We start from the raw sequence: 25493 nt of genomic DNA, 5'->3' as shown, positions 1-25493 counted from the left end.
GGGCGGGTCAGCGGCCGTAGAAGCGCTTGATGAGCTTGACCAGTCGGGCGACGTCCGCGTCGGTGCGGTCGAAGGTCGTTGCGGGCAGCAGCGACCGGGCCCGGCGCCGGGTGATGGCCTTGGGGCGGGCGAACTCCCGCAGCCCGTCCGCGCCGTGGATCCGTCCGAAACCGGAGTCGCCCACGCCGCCGAAGGGCAGGGTGGACATGCCGGCGAAGGTCAGGGCCGAGTTCACCGAGGCCATTCCAGAATGCAGCCGCCGCGCGACCGCCATGGCCCGACGCCGGCCGAAGACCGAGCCGCCGAGCCCGTAGCGCAGCGCGTTGGTGCGGGCGACCGCCTCGTCCACGTCCCGGACCCGGTTGATGGTCAGGGTGGGGCCGAAGGTCTCCTCACGTACGGCCGCTGAGTCCTCCGGCACGTCCACCAGCACGGTCGGTCGCACGTACGGCGGCTGCACCGCGTCTGCCCCGCCGAGCACCGCCCGGCCGCCGCGCGCCAGCGCGTCATCGATGTGCCGACGGATCACTTCCAGCTGGCTCGGCATGGTGATCGGGCCGATATCGGTGCCGTCGGTGCCCACGGTGAGTCGTCCGGCCCGCTGGACCACCCGGTCAACGAAGCGGTCGAAGACCCCCTCGACGGCGTAGACCCGCTCGATGCCGATGCAGGTCTGGCCGGCGTTGGTGAGACCGCCCCAGACCGCTGCCGCGGCCGCGGCGTCCAGGTCGGCGTCGGTGTCGACGATCATCGCGTCCTTCCCGCCGGCCTCGATGAGCACGGGGGTCAGGGACTCGGCGCAGGCGGCCATCACCTTTCGACCAGTAGCTGTGGACCCGGTGAAGGCCACCTTGTCGACCCCGGATCGGCACAGCGCCGCGCCGACATCACCGAGGCCGTGCACCGCGGCGAACACCGGCTCCTCGGGGACGACCTCGGCGAAGCTGTCCACCAGCCACTGGCCGACGGCCGGGGTGTACTCGCTGGGCTTGAGGACCACGGCGTTGCCCGCGGCCAGGGCGTAGGCGATGGAGCCGATCGGGGTGAACACGGGGTAGTTCCACGGGCCGATCACGCCGACCACCCCGTACGGCTGGTACTCCAGGTGGGCGGAGAACTCCGCCAGCATCAGCCGGGACCGTACCCGGCGGGGGCCGAGCACCCGCTTGGCGTTGCGCGCGGCCCAGTCGAGGTGTTCGACGGCGGTGACCACCTCGACGACGGCCTCGGCGACCGGCTTGCCGCCCTCGAGGTGAATCAGCTCGGCGAGTTCCTCGATCCGGGACGCCAGCCGGCTCCGCCAGCGCAGCAGCCGCTCCCGTCGGGCGGCGACGCCGAGCCCGGCCCACCACCCGCTGGCGGCACGGGCCTGGGCGACGGTTGCTTCGACATCGGCGGGGGACGCGACCAGCAGGCGCCCGGCCTCCGCGCCGGTCGCCGGGTTCGTCGACACGAGTCGACCGTCCTCGATCACCGGCGTGCCCGGAACATGTACAGCCGTCATGGCGGAAGTTTAGACCCGGCTTGCTACTCACCGGTAGGGCAGGCGGTGCCCGCTTGCTGTCGCCTCGATGTCGTGACATACCCCACGGCATCTCGACAACCCTGCGGCACATGGCAGACTCGCGCGCATACCTTAGCGGCCGTTAATGCCGGCCGCATGGAGCTGACCAGGGAGGCTTGGCGTGACGCGCGAGTTCGCCAGTGTGGGTGTGGTGGGTCTGGGCACCATGGGTGCCGGCATCGTCGAAGTCTTCGCCCGAAACGGCATCGATGTCGTCGCCGTTGAGGTGACCGAGACAGCGCTGGAGCGCGGCCGGGCCACCCTGACCGGCTCGACCGACCGGGCGGTCGCCAAGGGCAAGCTCGCGGCGGCCGACCGGGACGCGCTCCTGGCCCGCGTTGACTGGCAGGTCGGGCTGGCGGCCCTGCACGCGGTCGACCTGGTGATCGAGGCCGTTCCCGAGCAGCTCGATCTGAAGCAGCGGATTTTCGCGGAGCTGGATCGGGTCTGCAAGCCCGAGACGGTTCTGGCCACCAATACCTCGTCGCTGTCGGTGACCGAGATCTCAGTGGCCACGACCCGCCCCAACCAGGTCATCGGCATCCACTTCTTCAACCCGGCGCCGGTCATGAAGCTCGTGGAGATCGTCCGGACGGTGGTCACCTCGGCCGAGGTCGTTGCCGACGTGGAAGGGCTCTGCGCACGGTTGGGCAAGGTCGATGTGACGATCAGCGACCGAGCGGGCTTCATCGCCAACGCCCTCCTCTTCGGCTACCTCAACCATGCGGTCAGCCTGCTCGAGACGCGGTACGCCAGCCGGGAGGACATCGACGCGGCGATGAAACTCGGCTGTGGTCTGCCGATGGGCCCGCTGGCGTTGATGGATCTGATCGGCCTGGACACCGCGTACGAGATTCTGGACACGATGTACCGGCGGGGCGGCCGGGACCGGCGACACGCCCCGGTGCCGCTGATCAAGCAGATGGTCACCGCCGGGCTGCTCGGTCGGAAGTCGGGGCGCGGCTTCTACACCTACGAGCGGCCCGGTTCGCCGGTGGTCGTACCGGACGACCAGACCCCGGTGAGTGCGGAGTCGACGCTCGAGGCCCGCGCGCGGGGCATCGCGAAGGTCGGTGTGGTCGGTTCCGGGACGATGGCGACCGGCATCATCGAAGTCTTCGCCAAGGCTGGCTACGAGGTGGTCTCGGTGACCCGTGGGGCGGAGAAGTCTGCCAAGCTCTTCGAGGCGGTCAAGACTTCGCTCAACAAGGGCGTGGTGCGGGGCAAGCTGGGCGAGGCCGACCGGGACGCCGCGCTGGGCCGAATCACCTGGTCCGCGACGTTGGAGCACCTTGCCGACGTCGACCTGGTGGTCGAGGCGGTCGTCGAGGAGCTGAGTGTCAAGAAGGCGCTCTTCGCGAGCCTTGACGAGATCTGCAAGCCCGGTGTCGTCCTCGCCACCACCACCTCGTCGCTGCCGGTGATCGATGTCGCGATGGCCACCCAGCGTCCGGCGGACGTGGTCGGCCTGCACTTCTTCAACCCGGCACCGGTCATGTCGCTGGTAGAGATCGTGCAGACCATCCGTACGTCCGCGGAGACCACCGCGACCGCGAAGGCGGTCTGCGGGGAGCTGGGCAAGACTGGTGTGGTCTGCGGTGACCGCTCCGGGTTCATCGTCAACGCGCTGCTCTTCCCCTACCTCAACGACGCGGTGAAGATGCTGGAGGCGAGCTACTCGACCGCCGACGACATCGATCATGCGATGAAGCTCGGCTGTGGCTACCCGATGGGTCCGTTCGAGTTGTTGGACGTGGTCGGCCTCGACGTGTCCCTGGCTATTCAGCGGGAGTTGTACCTGGAACTGCGCGAGCCGGGGTTCGCTCCCGCGCCGTTGCTGGAGCACCTGGTCACCGCCGGCTATCTGGGCCGGAAGGCGGGCCGTGGCTTCCGCGATCACACTCGCCGCTGAGCGAGTAGGGCAGGTGCGGGCGGGTCGGGTCGCCGGCCCGCCGACGCCGTACGGCCTCGTCCCGCCGTACGCTGGTGGGTGTGAGCCCTCGTCGTAACCGATCCCGCCGGGATGAGAGCGGGCAGCCTGATTCCGCGCGGCTCCGGCAGGGGGTCGAGTCGGTGCAGCAGTGGCGGGACGGCGACTGGCAGGTTCGGTTGATCAGCGGCGGCGCGTCGGTGAAGACCTACCGTTGCCCCGGCTGTGACCAGGAGATCCGTCCCGGTGTGGCGCATGTCGTGGCGTGGCCCGCGCAGGGGTGGGGGGACCCGACCGATCGCCGGCACTGGCACAGCGGCTGTTGGCGGGCCCGGGACCGGCGGGCACCGATCGTGCAACGGGGCCGCGGTGCGCCCCGCCACGGCTGAGGCGTGATCTGGATCGCCGTCTTCCCGACCCCGGCCGGGTTGCCGGCCCGGTGACGGGGGAGACTGGGCGGGTGAGCACACCCATCCGCGCCTCGTCGATTCTGCCCGGTCGCCGGGAGGAGATCGAGCTACACACCGCCGACGGGCTGCGGCTCGTCGGTGAGCTGGCCCGCCCGGCCGACCGCGCGCCGGTCGCCACGCTGGTCTGCCTGCATCCCTTGCCCACCCACGGCGGGATGATGGACAGCCACGTGTTCCGCAAGGCCGCCTGGCGCCTGCCGGCCCTGGCGGACCTTGCGGTGCTGCGTTTCAACACCCGGGGCACGACCAGCGTGCGCGGTACCAGCGCGGGGACGTTCGACAACGCGGTCGGCGAGCGGTACGACGTCGCCGCCGCCATCGAGTACGCGGAGTTCCACGAGCTGCCGGAGATATGGCTGCTGGGTTGGTCGTTCGGCACTGACCTGGCCCTGCGGTACGGCTGTGACCCGGCGGTGGCGGGTGCCCTCCTGCTCTCCCCGCCGCTGCGGTTCTCCGGGCCCGACGACCTGGCGAGCTGGGCCGCCGCCGGAAAGCCGATCACGGCGTTGGTGCCGGAGTTCGACGACTACCTGCGGCCCGAGGCGGCGCGGGAGCGCTTTGCGGCCGTGCCGCAGGCTGAGGTGGTCGGGGTGCCGGGCGCCAAACACCTCTGGGTTGGTGACGCCGAGACCGTCCTCGACGAGATTGTCCGGCGGGTCAATCCCACCGTCTCCGTGCCGCTGCCGACCACCTGGGACGGCCCGGTGGAGACCGGCGATGCCAGTGCCTACGCCGATCGCACGGTGGCGGCCTTCGCCGACCGGGCGGTGCCGGGCCCCGCCGCCGACTAACGGGAGTCCTGGCGCGGGATAACCACCTCGCGCAGGATCAGCTGGAACGCCGCGACGGTGGGGATCGCGATGAGGGCGCCCACCACGCCGATCAGGGCGACTCCGAGCAGCGCCGCTACCAGGGCGGCTACCTCGTTGACCTGCACCGATCGGCGCATCACCTTGGGGTAGATCAGGTAGTTCTCCACCTGCTGGTAGATGAGGAAGAACAGCACACAGGCGATCCCCACCGGTAGGTCGGTGGCGAAGCCGACCAGGCTCACGATCACCGCCCCGAGCGTGGCACCGATCTGCGGGATCAGGTCGGTCACCGCCACCACGACGGCCAGGGCGAACGGGTACGGCAACCCGGTGATCAACGCGAAGACGAAGGTGGTGGTACCGGCGAGGAGGGCGATGATGAGCGCTCCGACGATGTACGCGCCGACCTTGGCGATGATTTCGTCGCCGATGAGGCGTACCCGATCCCGACGGGACCGGGGGACGAGCGCGTACCCGAGCGACCGCAGCTGGTTGAAGTACGCCAGGAAGTAGATGGTGAGTACGAGCACGGTCAGGGTCCGGAAGGCGGTGCCGAAGACGAGCTGGGCACCGCCGAGTACTCCGCCGAGTGCCGGGCCGAGGGTGTCGCTGTCCGCGACCTGCTGCGCCCTCTCCACCAGGTCGTACCGCTCGACCAGCTCGTTGATGGTCTCATTGCGCCGCAGCGTTTCCAGGTAGCCGGGGAACTGCTCGATGAACTGGTTGGACTGCGTGATGATCGGTGGCACCAGGGCGACCGCACCGCTGCACAGCAGGAGGAGCAGGGTCAGCATGACGACCGCGACCGCCAGCCCGTGGGGCAGCCCGAGCCGGCGTAGCCGCGCCACCGCCGGATAGAGCCCGACGGCGAGGAAGAGCGCGATCACGACGGGGACGAGGAGACCGGCAGCGTTGCGCAGGCCGAGGAAGAGAGCGTAGGCCAGCAGCGCGCCGAGCCCGCCGGTGAAGCCGACGAGGAAGCTGCTACGCCGCAGGGGCAGCCCCGGCACGCCGAACCGCCCAGACCCCTGGTCGGCGCGGTGCTGCTGCGACTCCGGCTCGCCCGGTGCCACCGGAGCTCAGGCCGCCCGCCCAGCGCCGTGGCCGGCCCGCCACGGCTCGCTCCGTCGCCGACAGCGGCGAGCCTGGCCCGGAAGCGTCCTCCAGCCGGCCGGCTCAGTCCTTGTCAACGACGACCTTGCTCGGCTTGGAGCTGCGCTCGTCGGTGGTGGGCTTTGCCGGTCGGTTGTTGTTCTCGCCGGTACTGGTGATCTTTGTGGGGGAGGCTGCCCGGCCCCCTTCCCCCGGCACGGCCGCGACGGTCGGCTCACCGTCCACCCCGGCGCTGGCCTCATCACCGTCCTTCGTGGTGACTGACTTCACGCTGCCCTTCGCGGACTCGTCAACAGCCGGCTCGATCCGTCCGTGGGCCGGCTGACCGGCGTCCGCCGGATCGACCTTCCCCACCCCGGCCCGGTCGGCAGCGGGTGGCGCCGGTGCGGCCGTGGGGGCCCGACCGTTGTCGGATTCGCTGCCCGCGGGTCCGACCGGTGTCGGCTTTGCCGCTGCGGTCAGCTCCAGCCGCAGTTCTGCCACCTGTCGCTGTAGGTCGTCGGACTCCTGGCGGGATCGCCAGGTCTCCTGCCGCAAATCAGCGAGCTGCTGCTGCGCCTGCGCGATCTCGAGCATCACCTGGGCGAGCTGCTGCCGGCCGGTCGCGGCCTCCTGCTGTGTCGCCGCCAGGTGCTGTTGCGTGGTTGCCAGGGCCTGCTGGGTGGTAGCGGCGTACTCCTCGAACTGGCGTCGGGAGGTGGCGGCGTACTCGTCGGCGGTTCGGCGTTGCTCGGCCGCCGCCTCCTCGGCCTGGCTCAACAGCGCCGATGCTTCTTGGTCCGCACGCTCGCGTAGGGCCTGGGCATCCTCTTCGGCGGTCCGCCGGATGCGCTCGGCGGCACCCTCGATCTCGTCTCGGCGGGCCGTGTACGTGGACTCCAACTCGGTCTTGCGCGAGGTGAAATCGGTTTCCAGCTCTTGCTGTCGGGTCGTGAACTCGGTTTCCAGCTCCTGCTGTCGGGTCGTGAACTCGGTCTCCAGCTCCTGCTGTCGGGTCGTGAACCCGGTCTCCAGCTCCTGCTGTCGGGTCGTGAACCCAGTTTCCAGCTCTTGCTGTCGGCTCGTGTACTGCTGCTCCAGCTCGGTGTGCCGGGACTCGTGCCGCTGCTCCAACTCGTCGCGGCGGCTGGCGAACTCCTGGTCATCGGCGGCCCGGCGCTGGGCCAGCTCGCGGTCTGCCGCCGCCCGGCGGTTGTTGACCTCCGTCTCCACCCCCGCCCGCCAGGCTCCCAGCTCCTGCTGTGTCTGGGCTCGGGTTTGCCGGGCATACTCCTCGGTCTCGGTGCGCGTCTGCTGCGCGAATGCCTCGGCCTCGGCCCGCTGCCGCTTCGCCGCGTCGGCGGCCTGTTTGGCGAGCAGCTCCGCCTCCTGACGGGCCTTTGTGTGGGTGGCCCGGCCGGCGGTGCTGGCGTCGTCAAGGATCTGCTTGGCCTCCTGCTGGGCCTTGGCGTGGGTAGCCCGGCTCGCCTCGGTCGCCTGCTCCACGAGGCGTCCGGCCTCCTCCTGCGCCTTGGCTTGCACCTCCTTGGCGGCATCCCGTAGCTCGGTCGCCTCCTGCTGAGCCTTGGCCTGCGCCTCGCGGGCCGCCTCGCGCAGCTTCGTCGCCTCCTGTTGGGCCCGCGTGTGCACCTCTTTCGCAGTGTCCCGCAATTGGGTGGCTTCCTGCTGGGCCTTCGTCAGCGCCTCCTGCGCGGTCTCGCGGAGCCGGGCGGCCTCCTCGGTCGCGGCTTTGACCGCGGCATCGGCCTGCTCGGTTGCGGTTTTGACCGTTACGTCTGCCTGTTCGGCTGCGGCCTTGACCCGGGCGTCGGCCTGCTCGGTCGCGGCCTTTACCGCTGCGTCGGCCTGCTCGGTCGCGGCTTTGACGGCGGCGTCTGCCTCCGCCTTCCGAGCCGCGGTGTGCCGCTCCTCCTCGGCGCGGCGAGCGGCCAGCGCCAGTTTGAAGTCCTCGAGGGCTTTGGCCGCCTCCGCCCGCGCCTCGTCAATGAGGTGCTCGGCGACTGCTCGGCGGGAGTCGATCTCCTTGTTCGCCGCGGCGAGGATCTCTTCGGCCTGTTCCTCGGCGAGGGTGAGGACCTGCTCGACGCGGGGTCCAAGGTGCCGGAAGGAGGCGCGGTCCACCAAGCCGACCTGCTTGCGCACCTGGGCGAGATCCCGCTGGAGCACCTCCACCTGGCCGGCCAGCTTATGGATTTGGGTGTAGGCCTGCTCTCGCTCGGCGGTCAGGGTGGCGATCTCGTGCTCGGCGCGAGCGACGTACCGGTCGACCTGCCCCTTCACGTACCCCCGCAGGCCGGCCTCGAAGCTGGGCTCCGTGGTCACATCCCCGCCGAGAGCGAACAGTTCCTCGCCGTTCGACATGCCCCCATCCTCACACGCAATTGGCCCTCTTGGGGCGATACGGACTCGTCGGATGCAGCGGTTTAACCGGTGCGATCCGGACTTGGAACGACGTACGGCGCGGGGCGACACCGGATGCCCAGCGTCGCCCCGCGCGGTGGAACAGGCCCCAGCTGAGCTGGTCAGCTGGAGGATTCGGTGCCCTCGCCCTGCTTCGCCTCGGCGGTGGTCTCCGACTTTGCCTCCGTGGCGGCGGCCACAGCGGAGGCCGCCGCCGCCGCGGCGTCCGGGCCGGTACCCGGGACGATACCGGCGAGCCCGGAGAGCATCTGGCCGAGCTGGGAGGTGACCGCGTCCTTCTGGCGGGTCAGATCCTCGACCTCGCGGCGGGCCGTCTGAGTAGCCAGGTCGGCCTCGGTGCGGGCCTCGGTGAGCAGGCGCTCTGCCTCGGTCTTCGCTTCGTTCAGGCTCTTCTCGGCGACCGACTTGGCTTCTTCGACCGTGTCGTGGGCGGTGCGTTCCGACTCGACCCGCCGTGCTTCGGCGCGCTGCTCGATCTCCTTCGCCCGCTCCTGGGCGGCCCGGGCCCGCTCCTCGGCCTCGTTGACCAGCTTCTGGGTCTGGGCGACCTGGGCGGCGTGCCGCTCCGACTCCTCGCGCTCGGCCTTCTCCCGCCGCTCGGCCAGCTGCAGCTCAAGGGCCTGCAGGTCCTTGTCGCGCTTGTCCCGCGCGTCGGTGAGGAGCTTCGTCGCCTCGGCGCGCTTCTCCTCGGCTTCGCGGGCGGCCTTCGCCCGCTGCTGGGTGATCTCCCGCTCCGCGGTCGCGCGGAGGGTGGACACCTCCCGCTCGACGGTGGACTTCAGCTCGGCGACTTCGTGCGCGGTGACCGTGCGCAGCTGCTTGGTCTCCCGGTCGGCATCGGCCCGCAGCGTGTCAGCCTCGCGCCGGGCCTGGACCCGGACCTCGGCCGCCTCCCGCTCCGCGGCGGTCCGGACGTTGCCCGCCTCCCGCTCCGCGGTGGCCTTCATCGCCGCCACCTCGGCCCGAGCCTTGTCAGTGATCTCCCGTGCCTCGAGGCGGGCGGCGGAGAGAATGCCCTCGGACTCCCGCTTCGCCTCGTTGCGGTGGTCGTTGGCGTGCTCCTCGGCGAGCCGGAGGATCTGCTCAACGCGGGTGCCGATGCCGGAGAGGGTCGGCCGATTGTTCTCTTCGAGTTGCTTGCTGGCCTCGGAGAGCTTCTGCTCGAGGGCGGTCATCCGCTGCTCGGCCTGGCGGAGCCGGCGCTGCGCGTCGTTCATCCGCTGCTCGGCCTCGGCGCGGGCCTGCTCGGACTGGGTCAGCGCGGCGCTCATCCGACCAAGGAAGTCGTCAACCTGCCCGGTGTTGTAGCCGCGTAGGCCGACCGTGAAGTCCGGCTGGGTGTTCGCGTTATCGAAGAACGCAAGAGGGGAGGACTGCTGCTGGGGCATTGGGACATACTGGCAGACGACCTGGGGGCCTTCGCAAGAGCGCCCCGACCTTTGCCATCCTCATTACAGGGTCCGCCCAGGTGGGGCACAGCCACCGGAGCAATCGGCGATCTTGGCAGCTCCCGGACACCGCGACGGTCTGAAGTGGGCTCTGGAAATGGGGCCGTGAGCAAGGACTCGCGGCCCCATTCCGTTCTGAGCCGGTATCGGGGTATCCGGTATCGTTCAAATGGGCGTCCAGGCCAGCGAAAGGAAAGGCAATCCAACCGCCACATTGGTGGCGACCCTTGCCCGTCTGATCAGTGACCGCGGAACCGGTTGATCGCCGCCTCGTGCCGCCCGCGGAACTCGGGGTCGCGCACACCGAGGCCGTCGGCCGGAGCAAGGCAGCGGACCCCGACCTTTCCCTGGTGCGCGTTCCGGTGCACCTCATACGCGGCCTGGCCGGTCTGTTCCAGGCTGTAGGTCTTCGACACGGTTGGGTGGATCTTGCCGAGCGCGATCAGCCGGTTCGCTTCCCACGCCTCGCGGTAGTTCGCGAAGTGGCTGCCGACGATCCGCTTGAGGTGCATCCAGAGGTAGCGGTTGTCGTACTGGTGTTGGTAGCCGCTGGTCGAGGCGCAGGTGACCACGGTGCCACCGCGTTTGGTGACGAAGACGCTGGCTCCGAAGGTCTCCCGCCCCGGGTGCTCGAAGACGATGTCGGGGTCCTCGCCGCCGGTCAGCTCGCGAATGCGTTCACCGAAGCGGCGCCACTCGTCCGGGTCCTGGGTCTGCTCGTCCCGCCAGAACCGAAAGCCTTCGGCGGCCCGGTCTATCACCAGCTCCGCGCCCATCCGTCGGCACAGCTCCGCCTTCTCCGGCGAGGAGACCACACAGACCGGAATCGCCCCGCCGGTGAGCGCCATCTGGGTGGCGTAGCTGCCCAGGCCTCCGGAGGCCCCCCAGATCAGCACGACATCCCCCTGCTTCATGTTGGCGCCGTGGTGGGAGACGAGCTGTCGGTACGCGGTGGAGTTGACCAGCCCCGGGCTCGCCGCCTCCTCCCAGCTGAGGTGGCGGGGCTTCGGCATGAGCTGGTTGGCCTTGACGATCGCCAGCTCGGCCAGACCGCCGAAGTTGGTCTCGAAGCCCCAGATCCGCTGCTGTGGGTCGAGCATGGTGTCGTCGTGTCCGGCGGCCTCCTCCAGTTCCACCGAGAGACAATGGGCGACGACCTCGTCACCGGCCTGCCATCGGGTTACCCCGGGGCCGGTGCGCAGCACGACACCGGCCGCGTCCGAACCGACCACGTGGTACGGCAGGTCGTGTCGCCTGGTCTCCTCGGAGAGTCGGCCGTAGCGCTGGAGGAACTTGAAGGTCGGCAGTGGTTCGAAGATGCTCGTCCACACCGTGTTGTAGTTGATGGCGCTGGCCATCACCGCGACCAGTGCCTCGCCGGGGCCAGGTTGCGGGGTCGGCACCTCCTGGACGTGCAGCGCCTTGCGGGGGTCTTTGTCCCGGGTGGCCATTCCGTCGAAGATCTGGGTTTCTTCGGCGCGTACGACGACGCCTCGGTAGGACTGTGGAATCGGGAGCCGGGCAACACCAGCGAGTTCACGTTCGGGCTGCGCCGAACCTTCCGCAGCCATGATCGTTTCGAGGATGTCCTGCACTTCGACCTCCCGTTCGTCTGCCCCGCGCGTCGCCGGCAGGGTGTGTGCCATCGTCGGCGCCCGGCGTGTCGGACACCGTCTCGGTATCGACGCATCCGACATCGACCGCGTTGTTGTGGAGGCGGACGTTACTGAACGGTAGCTATGCTCGGAAGTGCTCTGTGAAAAAGTGCATCGATTGACGGGGTGGGCCATGCCCGGCAGGGAGCAGGGGCGGGCCCACCCGGGCTCAGTGGTCCGCGGCGGGCTCGACCAGTTCGACCAGGACGCCACCGGCGTCCTTGGGGTGGACGAAATTGATCCGGGAGTTCGCGGTGCCCCGCTTCGGCTGCTCATACAGCAGGCGGAGACCCCGCTCGCGCAGCTTCGCGCAAGCTACGTCGATATCGGCGATCGTGTACGCGACCTGCTGCACGCCCGGGCCCTGCCGGTCGAGGAACCGCGCGATCGTGGACACCGGCGAGAGCGGGGCGAGTAGCTGCACGCAGCCGCCGGCGGCGGTCGGACCGACCGCCAGCATCGCCTCGCGTACGCCCTGCTCCTCGTTGGTCTCGGTGTGTACGCATCGCATGCCGAAGGCGCGCTGGTAGAAGTCGATCGCCTCGTCCAGGTCGGGTACGGCGATACCGACGTGGTCGATGCGACGTAGTCCGATGTCTGTGCCGTGGTCCGCAGCGGACTCGGCGGGGGGATTCTCGGCCATGAGGTCAGTCTGGCCGAACGCGTGCGCGGGGAGCGCGGCTGGTTGGCTATCTCACGCACGGGAAGGCGACGACTCCTTCGGCCAGTTCGGCAACGGGCCGACCGCCAGCAGGCGCCGACCTTACGCCGCGGAAGGCGGTCGCCCGCGGACGTCCGTGCGGGTGGACAGGTAGCGGCGGGGCCCGGGGCGGCGGTCGATGCCTGCGTGAAAGGGCGCGAACCGCTACGCTGTCCGGGCGGTCGCTGAGAGGTTCCGTTCCCCGCGCGTGGCGGGCGACGAGTGGCCGTGCACCGGGCTGGCCCCACCGTGCGTCGTCGATGTGCGCGGGGTCACCGTCGCCGATCTGTTCCCAGAAGCTAAGGTGCGTCCTAACAATCGTTAAGGCGTACAGGTCGGGACCCTCGGAGGCAGGTATGGCTTCGGTGATCGTCAGCGGCGCTCGAACCCCGATGGGGCGACTGCTGGGAAATCTCAAGGATCTTTCCGCGACCCGGCTTGGTGGCGTGGCGATAAAGGCGGCGCTGGAGCGTGCCGAGGTCGCCCCGGACCAGGTCCAGTACGTGATCATGGGGCAGGTGCTTCAGGCGGGTGCCGGTCAGATTCCGGCCCGGCAGGCAGCCGCCGAGGCGGGCATCCCGCTCTCCGTTCCGGCGCTGACGATCAACAAGGTCTGCCTCTCCGGGCTGGACGCGATCGCCCTGGCTGACCAGCTGATCCGGGCTGGGGAGTTCGACATCGTCGTGGCCGGCGGCATGGAGTCGATGACCAACGCCCCGCATCTGCTGTTGGGGCAGCGGGGTGGCTACAAGTACGGCGACGTGGTGATCAAGGACCACATGGCCCTCGACGGGCTCACCGACGCCTGGGACTGCTGCTCGATGGGGGAGTCGACCGAGCGGCACGGCAGTACCAAGGGGATCAGCCGTGCGGAGCAGGACGCCTTCGCCGCGGGAAGCCACCAGCGGGCCGCCGCAGCCCAGAAGAATGGGCACTTCACCGAAGAGATCACCCCGGTCGTTCTCCCGCAGCGCAAGGGTGAGCCGCTGGTGATCAGCGAGGACGAGGGCATTCGTCCGGACGCCACCGCGGAATCGCTGGCGAAGCTGCGCCCGGCCTTCGCCCCGCAGGGCAGTATCACCGCCGGCAGTTCGTCGCCGATCTCCGACGGGGCGGCCGCTGTCGTGGTGATGAGTAAGGCCAAGGCCAAGGAACTGGGGCTGACCTGGCTGGCCGAGATCGGTGCGCACGGCAACGTCGCCGGTCCGGACAACTCGCTGCACTCGCAGCCGTCCAATGCGATCGGCCACGCGCTCCGGAAGGCGGGCCTCACCATCAACGATCTGGATCTAATCGAGATCAACGAGGCGTTTGCGCAGGTGGGCATCCAGTCAACCCGTGACCTCGGGATCAGCCCGGACAAGGTCAACGTCAACGGCGGTGCGATCGCCCTGGGGCATCCGATCGGTATGTCCGGTGCCCGGCTGGTCCTGACCCTGGCGCTGGAGCTCAAGCGGCGCGGTGGCGGCACCGGCGCGGCGGCGCTCTGCGGCGGTGGTGGCCAGGGCGACGCGCTGATCATTCACGTCCCAGCGGGGGCCGAGAGCCAGGGGTGAGCCAGATCGGCGAGTCCCGTGGTCGGGAACGAAGGGCACCATGACTGACGCCGTCAACAATGTCCCGGCCGCGCCGTCGGTGCGCCGCAGCCGGGACATTCCCATGCTCGTCGAGCGGGCCCGCGCGGGTGACCCCCGTGCGGTCGCCCGGCTGATCACGTTGGTCGAATCCGGGGATGAGACACTGCCCCGGATTGCGGCGGCTTTCGCCCCGTACGCCGGCCAGGCCCAGGTGGTCGGCCTGACGGGTTCGCCCGGAGTGGGCAAGTCGACCACCACCAACGAGTTGGTGCGAGCGCTGCGCTCCCGGGGACACCGGGTCGGCGTGCTGGCCATCGACCCGTCCAGTCCCTTCACCGGTGGGGCGATCCTCGGCGATCGGGTCCGGATGCAGGACCACGCCACCGACCCCGGGGTCTATATCCGCTCCATGTCCAGTCGCGGGCACCTTGGCGGCCTTTCGGCGGCAACGCCGCAGGCGGTCCGGGTGCTGGAGGGTGCCGGCTGCGACGTGGTTCTGGTGGAGACCGTCGGCGTGGGGCAGGCGGAGGTGGAGGTCGCCTCGCTCGCGGACACCACGCTCGTGCTGCTCGCGCCCGGGATGGGGGACGCGATCCAGGCGGTCAAGGCCGGCATCTTGGAGATCGCCGACGTGTTCGTGGTCAACAAGGCCGACCGGGACGGTGCCGATGCCACGGTCCGGGACATCCAGGGCATGATCGCGCTGGGAGAACGGGGGCCGGGGCAGTGGCGGCCAGCGGTGGTACGCGCGGTCGCGGTACGCGGCGAGGGGATCGACGACGTCGCCGCGGCCATCGACAAGCATCGGGGCTGGCTGGTCGAGCGGGGTGAACTCCGCCGTCGTCAGGAGGCACGGGCCGCCGCGGAAGTGGAGGCGATCGCGCTGGGCGCACTTCGCGCCCGAATTGGTTCGCTGCGGGACGGCACCGAGCTGTCAACGCTCGCTGCCCGGGTGGCCGCCGGTTCGCTCGACCCGTACGCGGCGGCTGATCAGCTCCTCGCCCAGATCGCCGGCGACAGCGCCGGAAACCCTACCGGCCGGTACGAGCGTCCTTAGCGACCGTTCAGGCCGGGATCTACACTCGGAGGTGGAGTCGCAGACCCGAGGAGGAGCCCGCGGATGAACGCCGACGAGATCGCCGCTGGACGCAGGCGCTGGCAGGACCGCTACGATGCCGCGCGCAAACGGGACGCCGACTTCACTACGCTCTCCGGGATGTCTGTCGCCCCGGTGTACGGGCCGCCGGAGGGGGCGGACCATCCCGGCTTTGAGCGGATCGGCTGGCCGGGGGAGTTCCCGTACACCCGTGGTCTACATCCGACCGGTTACCGGGGACGGGCCTGGACCATTCGGCAGTTCGCCGGCTTCGGCAACGCCCGGCAGACCAACGAGCGCTACAAGATGATTCTGGGCGCGGGGGGTGGCGGGCTCTCTGTCGCCTTCGACATGCCCACGCTGATGGGCCGTGACTCGGATGACCCACAGTCGCTCGGCGAGGTCGGCCACTGCGGGGTCGCGGTGGACAGCGCCGCCGACATGGAGGTGCTTTTCGACGGCATCGACCTGGCTGGTGTGACGACGAGCATGACCATCTCCGGCCCGGCTGTGCCGGTCTTCTGCATGTATCTGATCGCCGCCGAGCGGCAGGGCGCGGACCTCTCCCGCCTGGATGGCACCCTGCAGACGGACATCTTCAAGGAGTACATCGCGCAGAAGGAGTGGCTCTTCGACCCGGAGCCGCACCTGCGTCTCATCGGCGACCTGATGGAGTACTGTGCCGGGGAGATTCCCCGGTACAAACCACTCTCCGTCTCCGGCTACCACATCCGGGAGGCGGGCTCGACGGCCGCGCAGGAGTTGGCGTACACCCTCGCTGACGGCTTCGGCTACGTCGAGCTGGGTCTCTCCCGAGGCCTGGACGTGAACGTCTTCGCCCCGGGTCTCAGCTTCTTCTTCGACTCCCATGTGGATTTCTTTGAGGAGGTCGCGAAGTTCCGTGCCACCCGCCGGATCTGGGCTCGATGGATGCGCGACGTCTACGGCGCCACCAGTGAGAAGGCGCAGTGGCTGCGCTTCCACACCCAGACCGCCGGGGTCTCGCTGACCGCACAGCAGCCGGTCAACAACGTGGTCCGGACGGCGGTGGAGGCCCTGGCGGCCGTGCTTGGTGGCACCAACTCGCTGCACACCAACGCCCTCGACGAGACGCTTGCGTTGCCCACCGACGAGTCGGCCGAGATCGCCCTGCGCACCCAGCAGGTGTTGATGGAGGAGACCGGGGTGACCAACGTGGCCGACCCGCTGGGCGGCTCCTGGTATGTCGAGGCGCTCACCGACAAGATCGAGGCCGAGGCGGAGGAGATCTTCGCCCGGATCCGGCAGCTCGGTGGCGAGGGGCCGCACGAGATCGGCCCGATGACCTCGGGAATTCTGCGCGGCATTGAGGACGGCTGGTTCACCGGGCACATCGCCGAGGCGGCGTTCGTCTACCAGCGGGCGCTGGAGAAGGGCGAGAAGAAGATCGTCGGGGTCAACTGCCACACCGGTACGGTCGCCAAGGACCTGGAGATCCTGCGGATCTCGCACGAGGTCGAGCTGGAACAGCGTCGCACGCTCGGCGAGCGGAAGGCAGCCCGGGATGACGCCGAGGTCCGTGCGGCGTTGGAGCGGATGGTCGAGGTCAGCCGGACCAGCGGGAACATGATCCCGGCGATGCTCGACGCGGTCCGTGCCGAGGCGACCCTGGGCGAGATCTGTGACGCGCTGCGCCTCGAGTGGGGCGTCTACCGCGAACCGGCCCGCTTCTGACCGACGCTATCCCGCAGACGCGGCGGGGAGGTGTGGTGACCTGCGTGAGAACCGTGACCTTCGGCGTCGCCGAAGGGCGGAGATTGGCGTCACCCGTGCGAGACTAGGTAACCATGAGCGACCCACGGATCACCCCGTCGATCTTTACCCGCGGCGCGGTAGACCTCAGCGCGCTGCGCACCCCCGCACCCTCCCCCGCCCCTGCCCAGACCGGCCCGTCCGATGACGGCGCCGGGAGCACCGCCGCCGTCATTGATGTCACCGAGGCGACCTTCCAGGCCGAGGTCCTTGAACGGTCGCTCAGCACGCCGGTGGTCGTCGACTTCTGGGCCGAGTGGTGCGAACCCTGTAAGCAGCTCTCGCCAGTGTTGGAGCGCCTCGCCGTTGAAGGCGGCGGTGCCTGGGTCCTGGCCAAGGTCGACGTGGACGCCAACCCTCGGCTGGCGCAGATGTTCCGGGTGCAGGGGATCCCGATGGTCTACGCGGTGGTCGGCGGCCAGCCGGTCGACGCCTTCTCCGGCGTGGTGCCCGAGGCGCAGCTACGGCAGTGGATCCAGGCGGTTCTGAAGGCTGGTGGCGCGAGCGTGGCCGAGACGGCCGACCCACGGCTGGACGAGGCCGACGAGTCCCTGCTCAGTGGGGACCTGGACGCGGCGGAGCAGGCGTACCGCAAGATCCTGGCCGAGGTGCCGTCGGACGCCGCGGCGGAGGCGGGGCTGGCCCAGGTCGGGCTTGCCCGTCGGGTCGCCGGTGCCGACCCGCAGGCGGTGCTCACCGCGGCGGCCGCAGCCACCGACGACATCGACGCCCAGCTGCTCGCCGCCGATGTTGAGGTGCTCGGCGGAATGGCGGAGGAGGCTTACCAACGTCTGGTCGGGCTGGTTCGCCGTACCGCCGGTGAGGACCGCGAGAAGGTGCGTCAGCACCTGGTCGGCCTCTTCACCATCGCCGGCCCCGACGATTCCGCGGTGGCGCTGGCCCGTCGGGCACTGGCCAGCGCCCTGTTCTGATCCAGTCACGTCGGCGCGGGCCGGGGTGCCGACCGGCCCGCACGAGCTTGAGGACGGGAGCCCATGATGCGCCGGATCGCCGTCCTCGACGCGCCCACCAACCTTGGGCTGCGCCCGCCCACCGCCACCTCGGTTCCGGGCTGCGGGAAGGCTCCTGGTGCCCTACGCGACCAGGGCCTGCTCGGCCGGCTTCGGGCCCGGGACGCCGGCTGCCTGACCCCGTCCCGGTATGACCCGGGCGACTGGCGACCTGGCGATGGCGTATGTCACGCGTATGAGATCGCCAACTACTCGGTGGCGCTCGCCGACCGGATCGGAGCGGTTATTGACCGAGGCGAGTTTCCGCTGGTACTCGGCGGGGACTGCTCGGTTGTGCTCGGCTCGGCGCTGGCCATGCACCGGCTCGGTGCGGCGGTGGGTGGTCGGGTCGGGCTCGTCTTCGTGGACGGGCATTCGGATTTCCGGCACCCCGGTAACGCCTCTTACGTGGGCGCGGCGGCGGGTGAGGGGCTGGCCCTGGTCACCGGCCGCGGTCAGCTCGACCTGACCGCGATTGAGGGTCGGCGGCCGTACTTTCGGGATATTGACGTGGTCGTGCTGGGCATCCGGGCGCAGGACAACTATCGGCTCGACCTCCAGGCCGCCGGGATCACCACCCGACCGGTGCCGGAGTTGCGCGCGGAGGGTGCGGCCCGGACCGCGCAGTGGGCGCATGACCAGCTCACCCACTGCGCTGGCTACTGGCTGCATGTTGACGTGGACGTGCTGGACCCGGCCGTGATGCCCGCCGTTGACGCTCCCGACCCGGGCGGAATCGCCTTTGCCGAGTTGGAGAGTCTGCTCGCCGGTCTGGTCGATACCCCGCACTGCCTCGGCGTCGAGCTGACCGTATTTGACCCGGACTACGACCCCGACGGGTCATACGCCGCCGAGATCGTTAACACTCTGGTCGGGGGCCTCCGCCCGGTCACCGCGCCGGGATCGGTCCCGCCTCGGCTGCCGACCGCTGCCCCGCCGCGTCGGGGGCTGGAGCGCCGCCGGAGCCGGGAGCAGCCGGTCCTCCTCGTCAACCAGGGCGGGCCAGCGGGCGTGGAGCAGCTTCCGGAGCCGCCGATCCTCGTCAACCAGGGCGGGCCGGCCGGCGTGGAGCAGCCCCCGGAGCCGCCGACCGGCGCGGGGAAGCCCGCAGCGGCGGTGGAGCCCCCGGACGCCCGGCCCCCATCCAGCCGGGGGCGACCAGTCAGCTGACGCCGGTTGGTCTCCTCGGCAACCCCCAGATTCCTGGCCTTTTTGCACCGTAATGCGGCTGTGTCGGCCCGTTTGTCGCCCGGCTGGAGGTCGAGACGCCGAAGACAGGCCCCCGACTGGTGATGAACATCCGGAGGCGGGGTAAACCGGGGTGGGTCGACCCCCATCGCAGTAGGTGAAAGACGGCAGTCCCGAACCGGACGTCCGGATGATGGTCCGCCGACCAACGCGCGGATAGGCAGGCCTAGGCTGGGCGCAGAGTGACCCACGACGCGGTGGGTCGAGGGGAGTGGCACCGATGGACCGGCGTCCGGCTACCAAACCGGGACCCGACCTCCGGCAGGTTGATACCGGCCGGGACGACAACTTCGATTCGGCGACCGATTCCGACGGGTTCGGTGACGTCGAGACTGGTGTGACCGGCCTGACCGGTTCGAGCATCGACTCGATCTACGACTTGGGCCTACCCGGCAACGCTTTGGGGGAGGACGCCGAGGATTCGGACCTCGATGAGACGGTACCCAACGCGGAGCGCTTGGTGGCGCAGGCCATCGCGCTCGCCGGCGACGACCGCGACTCGGCGTCGCTGGTTCGCCGCTACTGGCGGTTCGCACCAGATGAGGAGCTGATCGGCTTCACCGCCGAGGAGATGCTCGACTCCGTACGTACCCACCGGGAGCTGGCCGAGCAGCGGGTACCGGGCGAACTCAAACTGCGCATCCAGGAGCCGGATGCCGACCAGCACCACTCGGTGGTTGAGATCGTCACCGACGACATGCCCTTCCTGGTGGATTCGGTGACCGCCCTGCTCAATTCGCATCACCTGGATGTGCACCTACTGGTCCATCCGTTGTTGGTGATTCGGCGTGAGCCGCTTGGCCGGCTGATCGAGGTGGCCGCCGACGTGGAGCCCGACGAGGTGACCACCGGTGGCCTGATCGAGAGCTGGATGCGGATCGAGATCGACCCGGTCCGGGACGCGGCGGACCGGGACAACCTGCGTCGGGAGCTGCAACGGGTGCTCACCGACGTACGGGAGGCGGTCGAGGACTGGCCCAGAATGCGCCAGCAGGCGCTGACGCTCGCCGACGAGCTGGCGGCCGCGCGGACAGGCGAGAGTCGGCCGCCGGTGCCGGAGAAGGACATCACCGACTCGGTCGAGCTGCTGCGCTGGCTCGCCCACGACCACTTCACCTTCCTCGGCTACCGGGAGTATCGCCTGGTGGACGCTGAGGGGGAGGCGGGCGGCAAGGCCCTGCGCGCGGTACTCGGCACCGGCCTCGGAATTCTGCGCTCGGATTCCACGGAGTCCCGGGCGTTGTCGTCAATGACGCCCGAGGCGCACGAGCGGGTCACCGAGAAGCGCCTGCTGGTCATCACCAAGGCGAACTCACGGGCTACCGTGCACCGGTCCGCGTACCTGGACTACATCGGCTTTAAGGTCTTTAACGAGGCCGGCGAGGTGGTCGGGGAACGTCGGTTCATTGGGCTGTTCGCCACCGCCGCGTACCGCACCAGCGTGCAGGAGCTGCCGGTGGTGCGGCGCAAGGTGGCGGAGGTGGTCGACCGGTCCGGTCTGAGCCTGCGCAGCCACTCCGGCAAGGATCTACTCCAGATCCTGGAGACCTATCCGCGCGACGAACTGTTCCAGATCAAGACCGATGACCTATACCACGCGGTGATCGGTGTGCTGCGGATGGCGGGCCGCCGGCAGCTGCGGGTGTTTCTGCGCCGGGACGCGTACGGACGCTTCATCTCCTGCCTGATCTATCTGCCGCGGGACCGGTTCACCACCCAGAACCGGCTGCGGATGCAGGACATCCTGCTGCGGGAGCTGAACGGGGTCGGGGTCGACTACACCACCCGGGTCACCGAGTCGATGTTGGCCCGGGTGCACTTCATCGTGCGTACCGACCCGACCAAGCCGCCGGGGGAGATCGACGCCGACCTGCTCGCCGAGGAGCTGGCCGACGCCACCCGCCTCTGGGACGACGACTACCGGCTGGTGCTGGAGCGTAAGCTCGGCGACGAGCAGGCCAAGCACCTCTTCTCCCGGTACGCCGACGCCTTCCCGGAGGGGTACAAGGACGGGCACACGCCGTACGAGGCGATGAAGGACCTGGCGAAGCTGGAGCTGCTGGAGGAGCCCGGGCAGCTGGAGATGCACCTGTTCCGGAAGCAGCTGGCGCCTCGTGCGGCGAACCGGGTGGCCGGCGGCGACGAGTCGATGGACGTCCGGTTCAAGGTCTACCGGTACGGCGAGCCAATGATGCTCTCGGCGGTGCTGCCGGTGCTGCACTCGCTCGGGGTGAAGGCGGTTGACGAGCACCCGTACGAGGTAGAGCGTATTGACGGTCGGATCTGGCTGTACGACTTCGGCCTGCGGTTGCCGGAGGGGCACCAGGAGCTGGTCGAGGTTCGCCCGCACGTGGAGAACGCCTTCGCGGCCGCGTGGCGGGGCGAGGCTGAGGTGGACGGCTTCAACGCGCTGGTCCTGCGTGCCGGCCTCACCTGGCGGCAGGTGGTCGTGTTGCGGGCGTACGCCAAGTACCTGCGTCAGGCGGGCACGGTCTTCTCCCAGGACTACATGGAGTCGACGTTCATCGCGTATCCGCGGATCGCGGCCCTGCTGGTGCGGCTCTTCGAGGCCCGGTTCGCGCCGGGCTCAACGAGTTCCGAGCAACGCCAGCAGCAGAGCCGGGAGCTGGTCGCCGAGCTACGTGCCGCACTCGACGACGTGGCCAGCCTAGACCAGGATCGGATCCTCCGGTCGTACCTGACCCTGATCCAGGCCACCCTGCGGACGAGCTTCTACCAGAAGCGCGTTGACGGGCGACCGAAGCCGTATGTTGCCCTGAAGCTGGATCCGCAGGCGATACCGGACCTGCCGGCGCCGCGGCCCCGGTTCGAGATTTTCGTATACTCGCCCCGGTTCGAGGGTGTGCACCTGCGTTTCGGGCCGGTGGCCCGCGGCGGGTTGCGCTGGTCCGACCGACGGGAGGACTTCCGTACCGAAGTGCTCGGTCTGGTCAAGGCGCAGATGGTGAAGAACGCCGTGATCGTCCCGGTCGGCGCTAAGGGCGGCTTCGTGCTCAAGCAGAAGCCGGGCGACCGGGACGAAGCCGTGGCCTGTTACAAGGAGTTCATCTCCGCGCTGCTGGACGCCACCGACAACATCGTCAGCGGAGAGATCGTGCCGCCGCCGGATGTGGTTCGCCACGACGGGGACGACCCGTACATGGTTGTCGCGGCGGACAAGGGCACCGCCACCTTCTCCGACATCGCCAACGAGATCTCCACGGCCCACAACTTCTGGCTGGGTGACGCGTTCGCCTCCGGTGGATCGGCGGGCTACGACCACAAGAAGATGGGGATCACCGCCCGCGGCGCCTGGGAGTCGGTGAAGCGGCACTTCCGTGAGTTGGGGCACGACACCCAGACCCAGGAATTCACGGTGGTCGGCGTCGGCGACATGTCCGGTGACGTCTTCGGCAACGGGATGCTGCTGTCGCGGCACATCCGGCTGGTGGCCGCCTTCGACCACCGGCACATCTTCCTCGACCCGAATCCGGACGCCGCCACCTCCTGGGTGGAGCGAAAGCGGCTGTTCGACCTGTCCCGTTCGACGTGGGAGGAGTACAACCCGGAGTTGATCTCCGAGGGAGGCGGCGTCTTCCTCCGTACCGCGAAGTCAGTGCCGATCTCACCCGAGGTGCGGGCGGCGCTCGGCATCGAGGACGGTGTGTCCCAGCTCAGCCCGCAGGAGTTGATGAAGGCGATCCTCACCGCCTCGGTCGACCTGTTCTGGAACGGCGGCATCGGCACGTACATCAAGGCCTCGAGTCAGACCAACGTCGAGGTGGGAGACAAGTCCAACGATGCGATCCGGGTTGACGGCAAGGACCTGCGCTGCCGGGTTGTCGGTGAGGGGGGCAACCTGGGCTGCACCCAGCTCGGCCGGATCGAGTACGCCGAGGCGGGTGGTCGGATCTACACCGACTTCATCGACAACGCGGCCGGGGTGGACTGCTCGGACCACGAGGTGAACATCAAGATCCTGCTCAACACGGCGGTCGCCGACGGGGAACTGACCGTTGGTGAGCGGGACGAGTTGCTCGCCGAGATGACCGACGAGGTCGCCGAGTTGGTACTGCGGGACAACTACGACCAGGCGCGGGCGATCAGCAACGCACAGGCCCAGGCGCCGTCGCTGTTGCCGGTGCACCGGCGAATGATCGTTGAACTGGAGCGTTCAGGTGCCCTGGACCGGGCGCTGGAGGCGCTGCCACCGGACGAGGAACTGGCCGTCCGGATGGAGTCCGGGATGACGGCGCCGGAGTTCGCGGTGCTACTCGCGTACGTCAAGATCGTGCTTGAGAAGGAGATCCTGGCGGAAGGTCTGGCCGACGAGGAGTGGACGACCGAACTGCTGGTCAACTACTTCCCGACGCCGATGCGGGAGCGGTTCGCCGACCGGATGTCCCGCCACCGGCTGCGTCGGGACATCGTCACCACCATGCTGGTGAACGAGACGATTAACCGGGGCGGTATCTCGTTCGTCTACCGGGTGGTCGAGGAGACCGGGGCGAGCGCCGCCGACGTGCTCCGCGCGTACGTGGTGGTCCGCGAGGTGTTCGGGCTGCGCCAGATCTGGAACGCCGTTGAGGAGTTGGACAATCGTGTCGCCCCTGAGCTGCAGACCGACGTCTACCTGGACTTCCGGCGTCTGCTGGACCGGGCGGTGCGGTGGCTGGTGACCAACCGCCGCTCTCCGATCGACGTGCCGGCAGAGGTCGCGCGACTGCGCGACGGGGTCGCCCACCTTCTACCGCAGATGGAGACGCTCTTCTACGGCAGCGAGCGGGAGGCGATCGCGGCGCACATCGAGTCGTTGGTCGCCAAGGGACTGCCGCGGGACCTGGCGCAGCAGACAGTCCGGTTGATGTACAGCTTCGGCCTGCTCGATGTCGTCGAGACCGCGGCGAGCAGCGGGCGGGACGTGTCCGAAGTCGCATCGGTCTACTTCGTCCTGTCAGACCGGTTCCGGGTGGATTCGCTGCTGTCGAAGATCTCGCTGCTGCCACGAGAGGACCGGTGGCAGACACTGGCCCGGATGGCGTTGCGGTACGACCTGTACGCCGCGCTCGCTGCGTTGACCACCGAGGTGTTGGGGGGTACCCCAGGTAACCTGCCACCGGTGGAACGCGTGCAGCAGTGGGAGCAGTCGAACGCCACCTCGATCCATCGTGCACAGCGGGCGATGGGGGAGTTCGACGAGTCCCGGGCCGACCTGGCCGCCCTGTCGGTGCTGCTGCGTCAGATCCGAACCCTGGTGCGGACCTCGGCGGCGTCCTGACCCGAGGGGTGTCCCGGCGGCTCGGATTCGGCCGCCGGGACACCCGATCCCGGAGTCATTGGGCCTGGGTGGCAAACACGACGATGTTGTCCGGGTAGTCGCCGGCCGCCTCGTCGAAGATGCCGCCACAGGTGACCACCCGTAGTGCGATCTGGTCCGTGGGGCCGTAGACCAGTTCGGTCGGGAATTCGGTCTTTGGATAGGCCTTCACCGACTCGACGGTGAAGTCGACCTGCTCACCGTCCTCCCGGACCACGCCGACCGTGTCGCCAGGGCGCAGGTCCCCGAGGGAGAAGAAGACCGCGGGGCCGAGCTCCGCCGAGTCGACGTGTCCGACAATCACGGCGTTACCGACTTCGCCTGGGCTCGCTCCCGGCTCGTACCAGCCGGCCAGCTGCGCCTGATCGAGCGGGGGTACCTCGACTGTACCGTCCGGATTTGTCCCGATCTTCATGATTGATGCGTGGACACCGATCTTGGGGATGACGATCTGGCCGGGAGCGGAGCGGGGGCGGCCGGAGGGGGCAGGCTGGGCGACTTCCGGGCTGGTGGCCGCTGCCCCGACTGGGGATTCGGCCAGCGGGGGAGGCTGCGGAGGGGGGGCCGTGGGACTCTCCGTAAACGCTGCCCCGATCAGGCCGAAGCCGGCCAGGGCGAGCAGGACGACGACGGAGCCGGCGGCGCGCCACGGGAGTCCGTGGCGGCCACCGGCCCGGGTCGTCGTCACCTCAGACCAGGGAACCATTGGTCCGACGGCGAAGCAGCACCAGACCGCCCAGGGCGGCCGCGCCGACCAGTCCAGCTCCACCGGCGGCGAGGCCCAAGTTGGTGCCGGCGTTCATGCCGCCGTCACCACCAGCGACACCGCCCCGCGGCAGGACGACCAGTTCGCCCTCGCCACACGAGCCCTCGAGTTTGTAAGTGCCCGGCTTGGCGTTCCGGTCAACCATGGCTTCGCCGTAGTAGACGTAGTCCCGCTTGTGCTCCCAGCGGTCCCCGCCCCGGTCACCGTGGTCTCCAGCCGACTCGTAGCCCTTGTAGTCGTGGCCCTTGTAGTCGTGGCCCTTGTAGTCGTGGCCTTCGCTGCTTTCGCGGCCTTCGCTGCTCCCTTCCAGCCGAGCTGCGAACCGTTCATCGGCGGGCGTCACGCCGCCTTCGGACTCGGAGCCTTCGCGGGCTTCGCTGCCCCAGCCGCCTTCGGACTCGTGGCCCTTTGACTCGTGGCGCTTGTAGTCGTGGCGCTTGTAGTCGTGGCCCTTGTAGTCGTGGCGCTTGTAGTCGCGGCCTTCGCTGCCCCAGCCGCCTTCGGACTCGGAGCCTTCGCGGGCGTCGCTGCCCCAGCCGCCTTCGGACTCGTGGCCCTTGGACTCGTGGCCCTTG

At 69.3% G+C, this 25493-nt stretch carries 16 protein-coding genes and 1 pseudogene; 9 read left to right on the top strand and 8 right to left on the bottom strand.

Features of this window, described 5'->3' with window-relative positions; all coding sequences use genetic code 11:
• Positions 1-7: 7 nt before the first annotated feature.
• A complete protein-coding gene (locus tag SALPAC4_RS0103875) occupies positions 8-1504 on the bottom strand; it encodes an aldehyde dehydrogenase family protein (protein ID WP_019869240.1) in 1497 nt (498 codons plus the stop codon).
• Positions 1505-1685: 181 nt separating this feature from the next.
• Between SALPAC4_RS0103875 and SALPAC4_RS0103870 the strand changes: the two genes are divergently transcribed.
• The 3 genes from SALPAC4_RS0103870 (at position 1686) to SALPAC4_RS0103860 (ending at position 4755) form a co-directional block, all read left to right on the top strand.
• Positions 1686-3476 (top strand): 3-hydroxyacyl-CoA dehydrogenase family protein, encoded by a 1791-nt coding sequence (locus SALPAC4_RS0103870; protein WP_019869239.1) that lies wholly within the window; start codon positions 1686-1688, stop codon positions 3474-3476.
• Between the two features lie 80 nt (positions 3477-3556).
• Complete coding sequence (locus SALPAC4_RS0103865) at positions 3557-3883, top strand: hypothetical protein (protein ID WP_080640962.1); 327 nt, start codon at positions 3557-3559, stop codon at positions 3881-3883.
• A 71-nt stretch (positions 3884-3954) separates the two neighbouring features.
• Positions 3955-4755, top strand: a complete 801-nt coding sequence (locus SALPAC4_RS0103860; RefSeq protein WP_019869238.1) for an alpha/beta hydrolase — start codon at positions 3955-3957, stop codon at positions 4753-4755.
• Here the strand turns inward: SALPAC4_RS0103860 and SALPAC4_RS0103855 are convergent.
• The 5 genes from SALPAC4_RS0103855 to mce form a co-directional block, all read right to left on the bottom strand.
• Complete coding sequence (locus tag SALPAC4_RS0103855; protein ID WP_019869237.1) at positions 4752-5849, bottom strand: AI-2E family transporter; 1098 nt, start codon at positions 5847-5849, stop codon at positions 4752-4754. The genes SALPAC4_RS0103860 and SALPAC4_RS0103855 overlap by 4 nt on opposite strands.
• Before the next feature lie 103 nt (positions 5850-5952).
• Positions 5953-8250 carry a coiled-coil domain-containing protein gene (locus SALPAC4_RS0103850; RefSeq protein WP_027644845.1) on the bottom strand — a complete coding sequence of 766 codons (2298 nt, stop codon included), beginning with the start codon at positions 8248-8250 and terminating at the stop codon, positions 5953-5955.
• Between the two features lie 161 nt (positions 8251-8411).
• Positions 8412-9698: a DivIVA domain-containing protein gene (locus SALPAC4_RS0103845; RefSeq protein WP_019869236.1), complete on the bottom strand. Its 1287-nt coding sequence runs from the start codon at positions 9696-9698 to the stop codon at positions 8412-8414.
• Positions 9699-9997: 299 nt separating this feature from the next.
• On the bottom strand, positions 9998-11353 hold the full coding sequence (ccrA, locus tag SALPAC4_RS0103840) for a crotonyl-CoA carboxylase/reductase (protein WP_027644846.1): 1356 nt from the start codon (positions 11351-11353) through the stop codon (positions 9998-10000).
• 229 nt (positions 11354-11582) lie between these two features.
• Entirely contained in the window at positions 11583-12056 is a 474-nt protein-coding gene (gene mce / locus SALPAC4_RS0103835; RefSeq protein ID WP_019869234.1) for a methylmalonyl-CoA epimerase, read from the bottom strand.
• Positions 12057-12469: 413 nt separating this feature from the next.
• Here mce and SALPAC4_RS0103830 point away from each other — a divergent pair, with 413 nt between their 5' ends.
• The 6 genes from SALPAC4_RS0103830 to SALPAC4_RS0103805 all read left to right on the top strand — a co-directional run bounded on the left by SALPAC4_RS0103830 (position 12470) and on the right by SALPAC4_RS0103805 (position 24113).
• A complete protein-coding gene (locus tag SALPAC4_RS0103830; protein WP_018729407.1) occupies positions 12470-13669 on the top strand; it encodes an acetyl-CoA C-acetyltransferase in 1200 nt (399 codons plus the stop codon).
• Positions 13670-13709: 40 nt separating this feature from the next.
• On the top strand, positions 13710-14747 hold the full coding sequence (gene meaB, locus SALPAC4_RS0103825; RefSeq protein WP_019869233.1) for a methylmalonyl Co-A mutase-associated GTPase MeaB: 1038 nt from the start codon (positions 13710-13712) through the stop codon (positions 14745-14747).
• Positions 14748-14810: 63 nt separating this feature from the next.
• Positions 14811-16499 (top strand): acyl-CoA mutase large subunit family protein, encoded by a 1689-nt coding sequence (locus tag SALPAC4_RS0103820; protein WP_019869232.1) that lies wholly within the window; start codon positions 14811-14813, stop codon positions 16497-16499.
• A 113-nt stretch (positions 16500-16612) separates the two neighbouring features.
• The gene (locus SALPAC4_RS0103815) at positions 16613-17509 is read left to right on the top strand and encodes a tetratricopeptide repeat protein (RefSeq protein ID WP_019869231.1); all 897 of its coding nucleotides are present in this window, start codon (positions 16613-16615) and stop codon (positions 17507-17509) included.
• 63 nt (positions 17510-17572) lie between these two features.
• Positions 17573-18757: an arginase family protein gene (locus SALPAC4_RS0103810; RefSeq protein ID WP_019869230.1), complete on the top strand. Its 1185-nt coding sequence runs from the start codon at positions 17573-17575 to the stop codon at positions 18755-18757.
• A gap of 298 nt (positions 18758-19055) precedes the next feature.
• Positions 19056-24113 carry an NAD-glutamate dehydrogenase gene (locus SALPAC4_RS0103805; protein ID WP_019869229.1) on the top strand — a complete coding sequence of 1686 codons (5058 nt, stop codon included), beginning with the start codon at positions 19056-19058 and terminating at the stop codon, positions 24111-24113.
• Between the two features lie 55 nt (positions 24114-24168).
• Here the strand turns inward: SALPAC4_RS0103805 and SALPAC4_RS0103800 are convergent, their stop codons facing one another.
• Together SALPAC4_RS0103800 and SALPAC4_RS25045 are read right to left on the bottom strand one after the other, a co-directional pair.
• The gene (locus SALPAC4_RS0103800) at positions 24169-24840 is read right to left on the bottom strand and encodes a class F sortase (RefSeq protein WP_027644847.1); all 672 of its coding nucleotides are present in this window, start codon (positions 24838-24840) and stop codon (positions 24169-24171) included.
• 1 nt (position 24841) lies between these two features.
• Positions 24842-25493: pseudogene (locus tag SALPAC4_RS25045) on the bottom strand (hypothetical protein); the annotation flags it as partial.

Source organism: Salinispora oceanensis (assembly GCF_000383575.1).
Lineage (GTDB): Bacteria > Actinomycetota > Actinomycetes > Mycobacteriales > Micromonosporaceae > Micromonospora > Micromonospora oceanensis.
The sequence above is the reverse complement of the archived record's forward strand: the minus strand, read 5'-3'. Positions and strand labels throughout refer to the sequence as shown.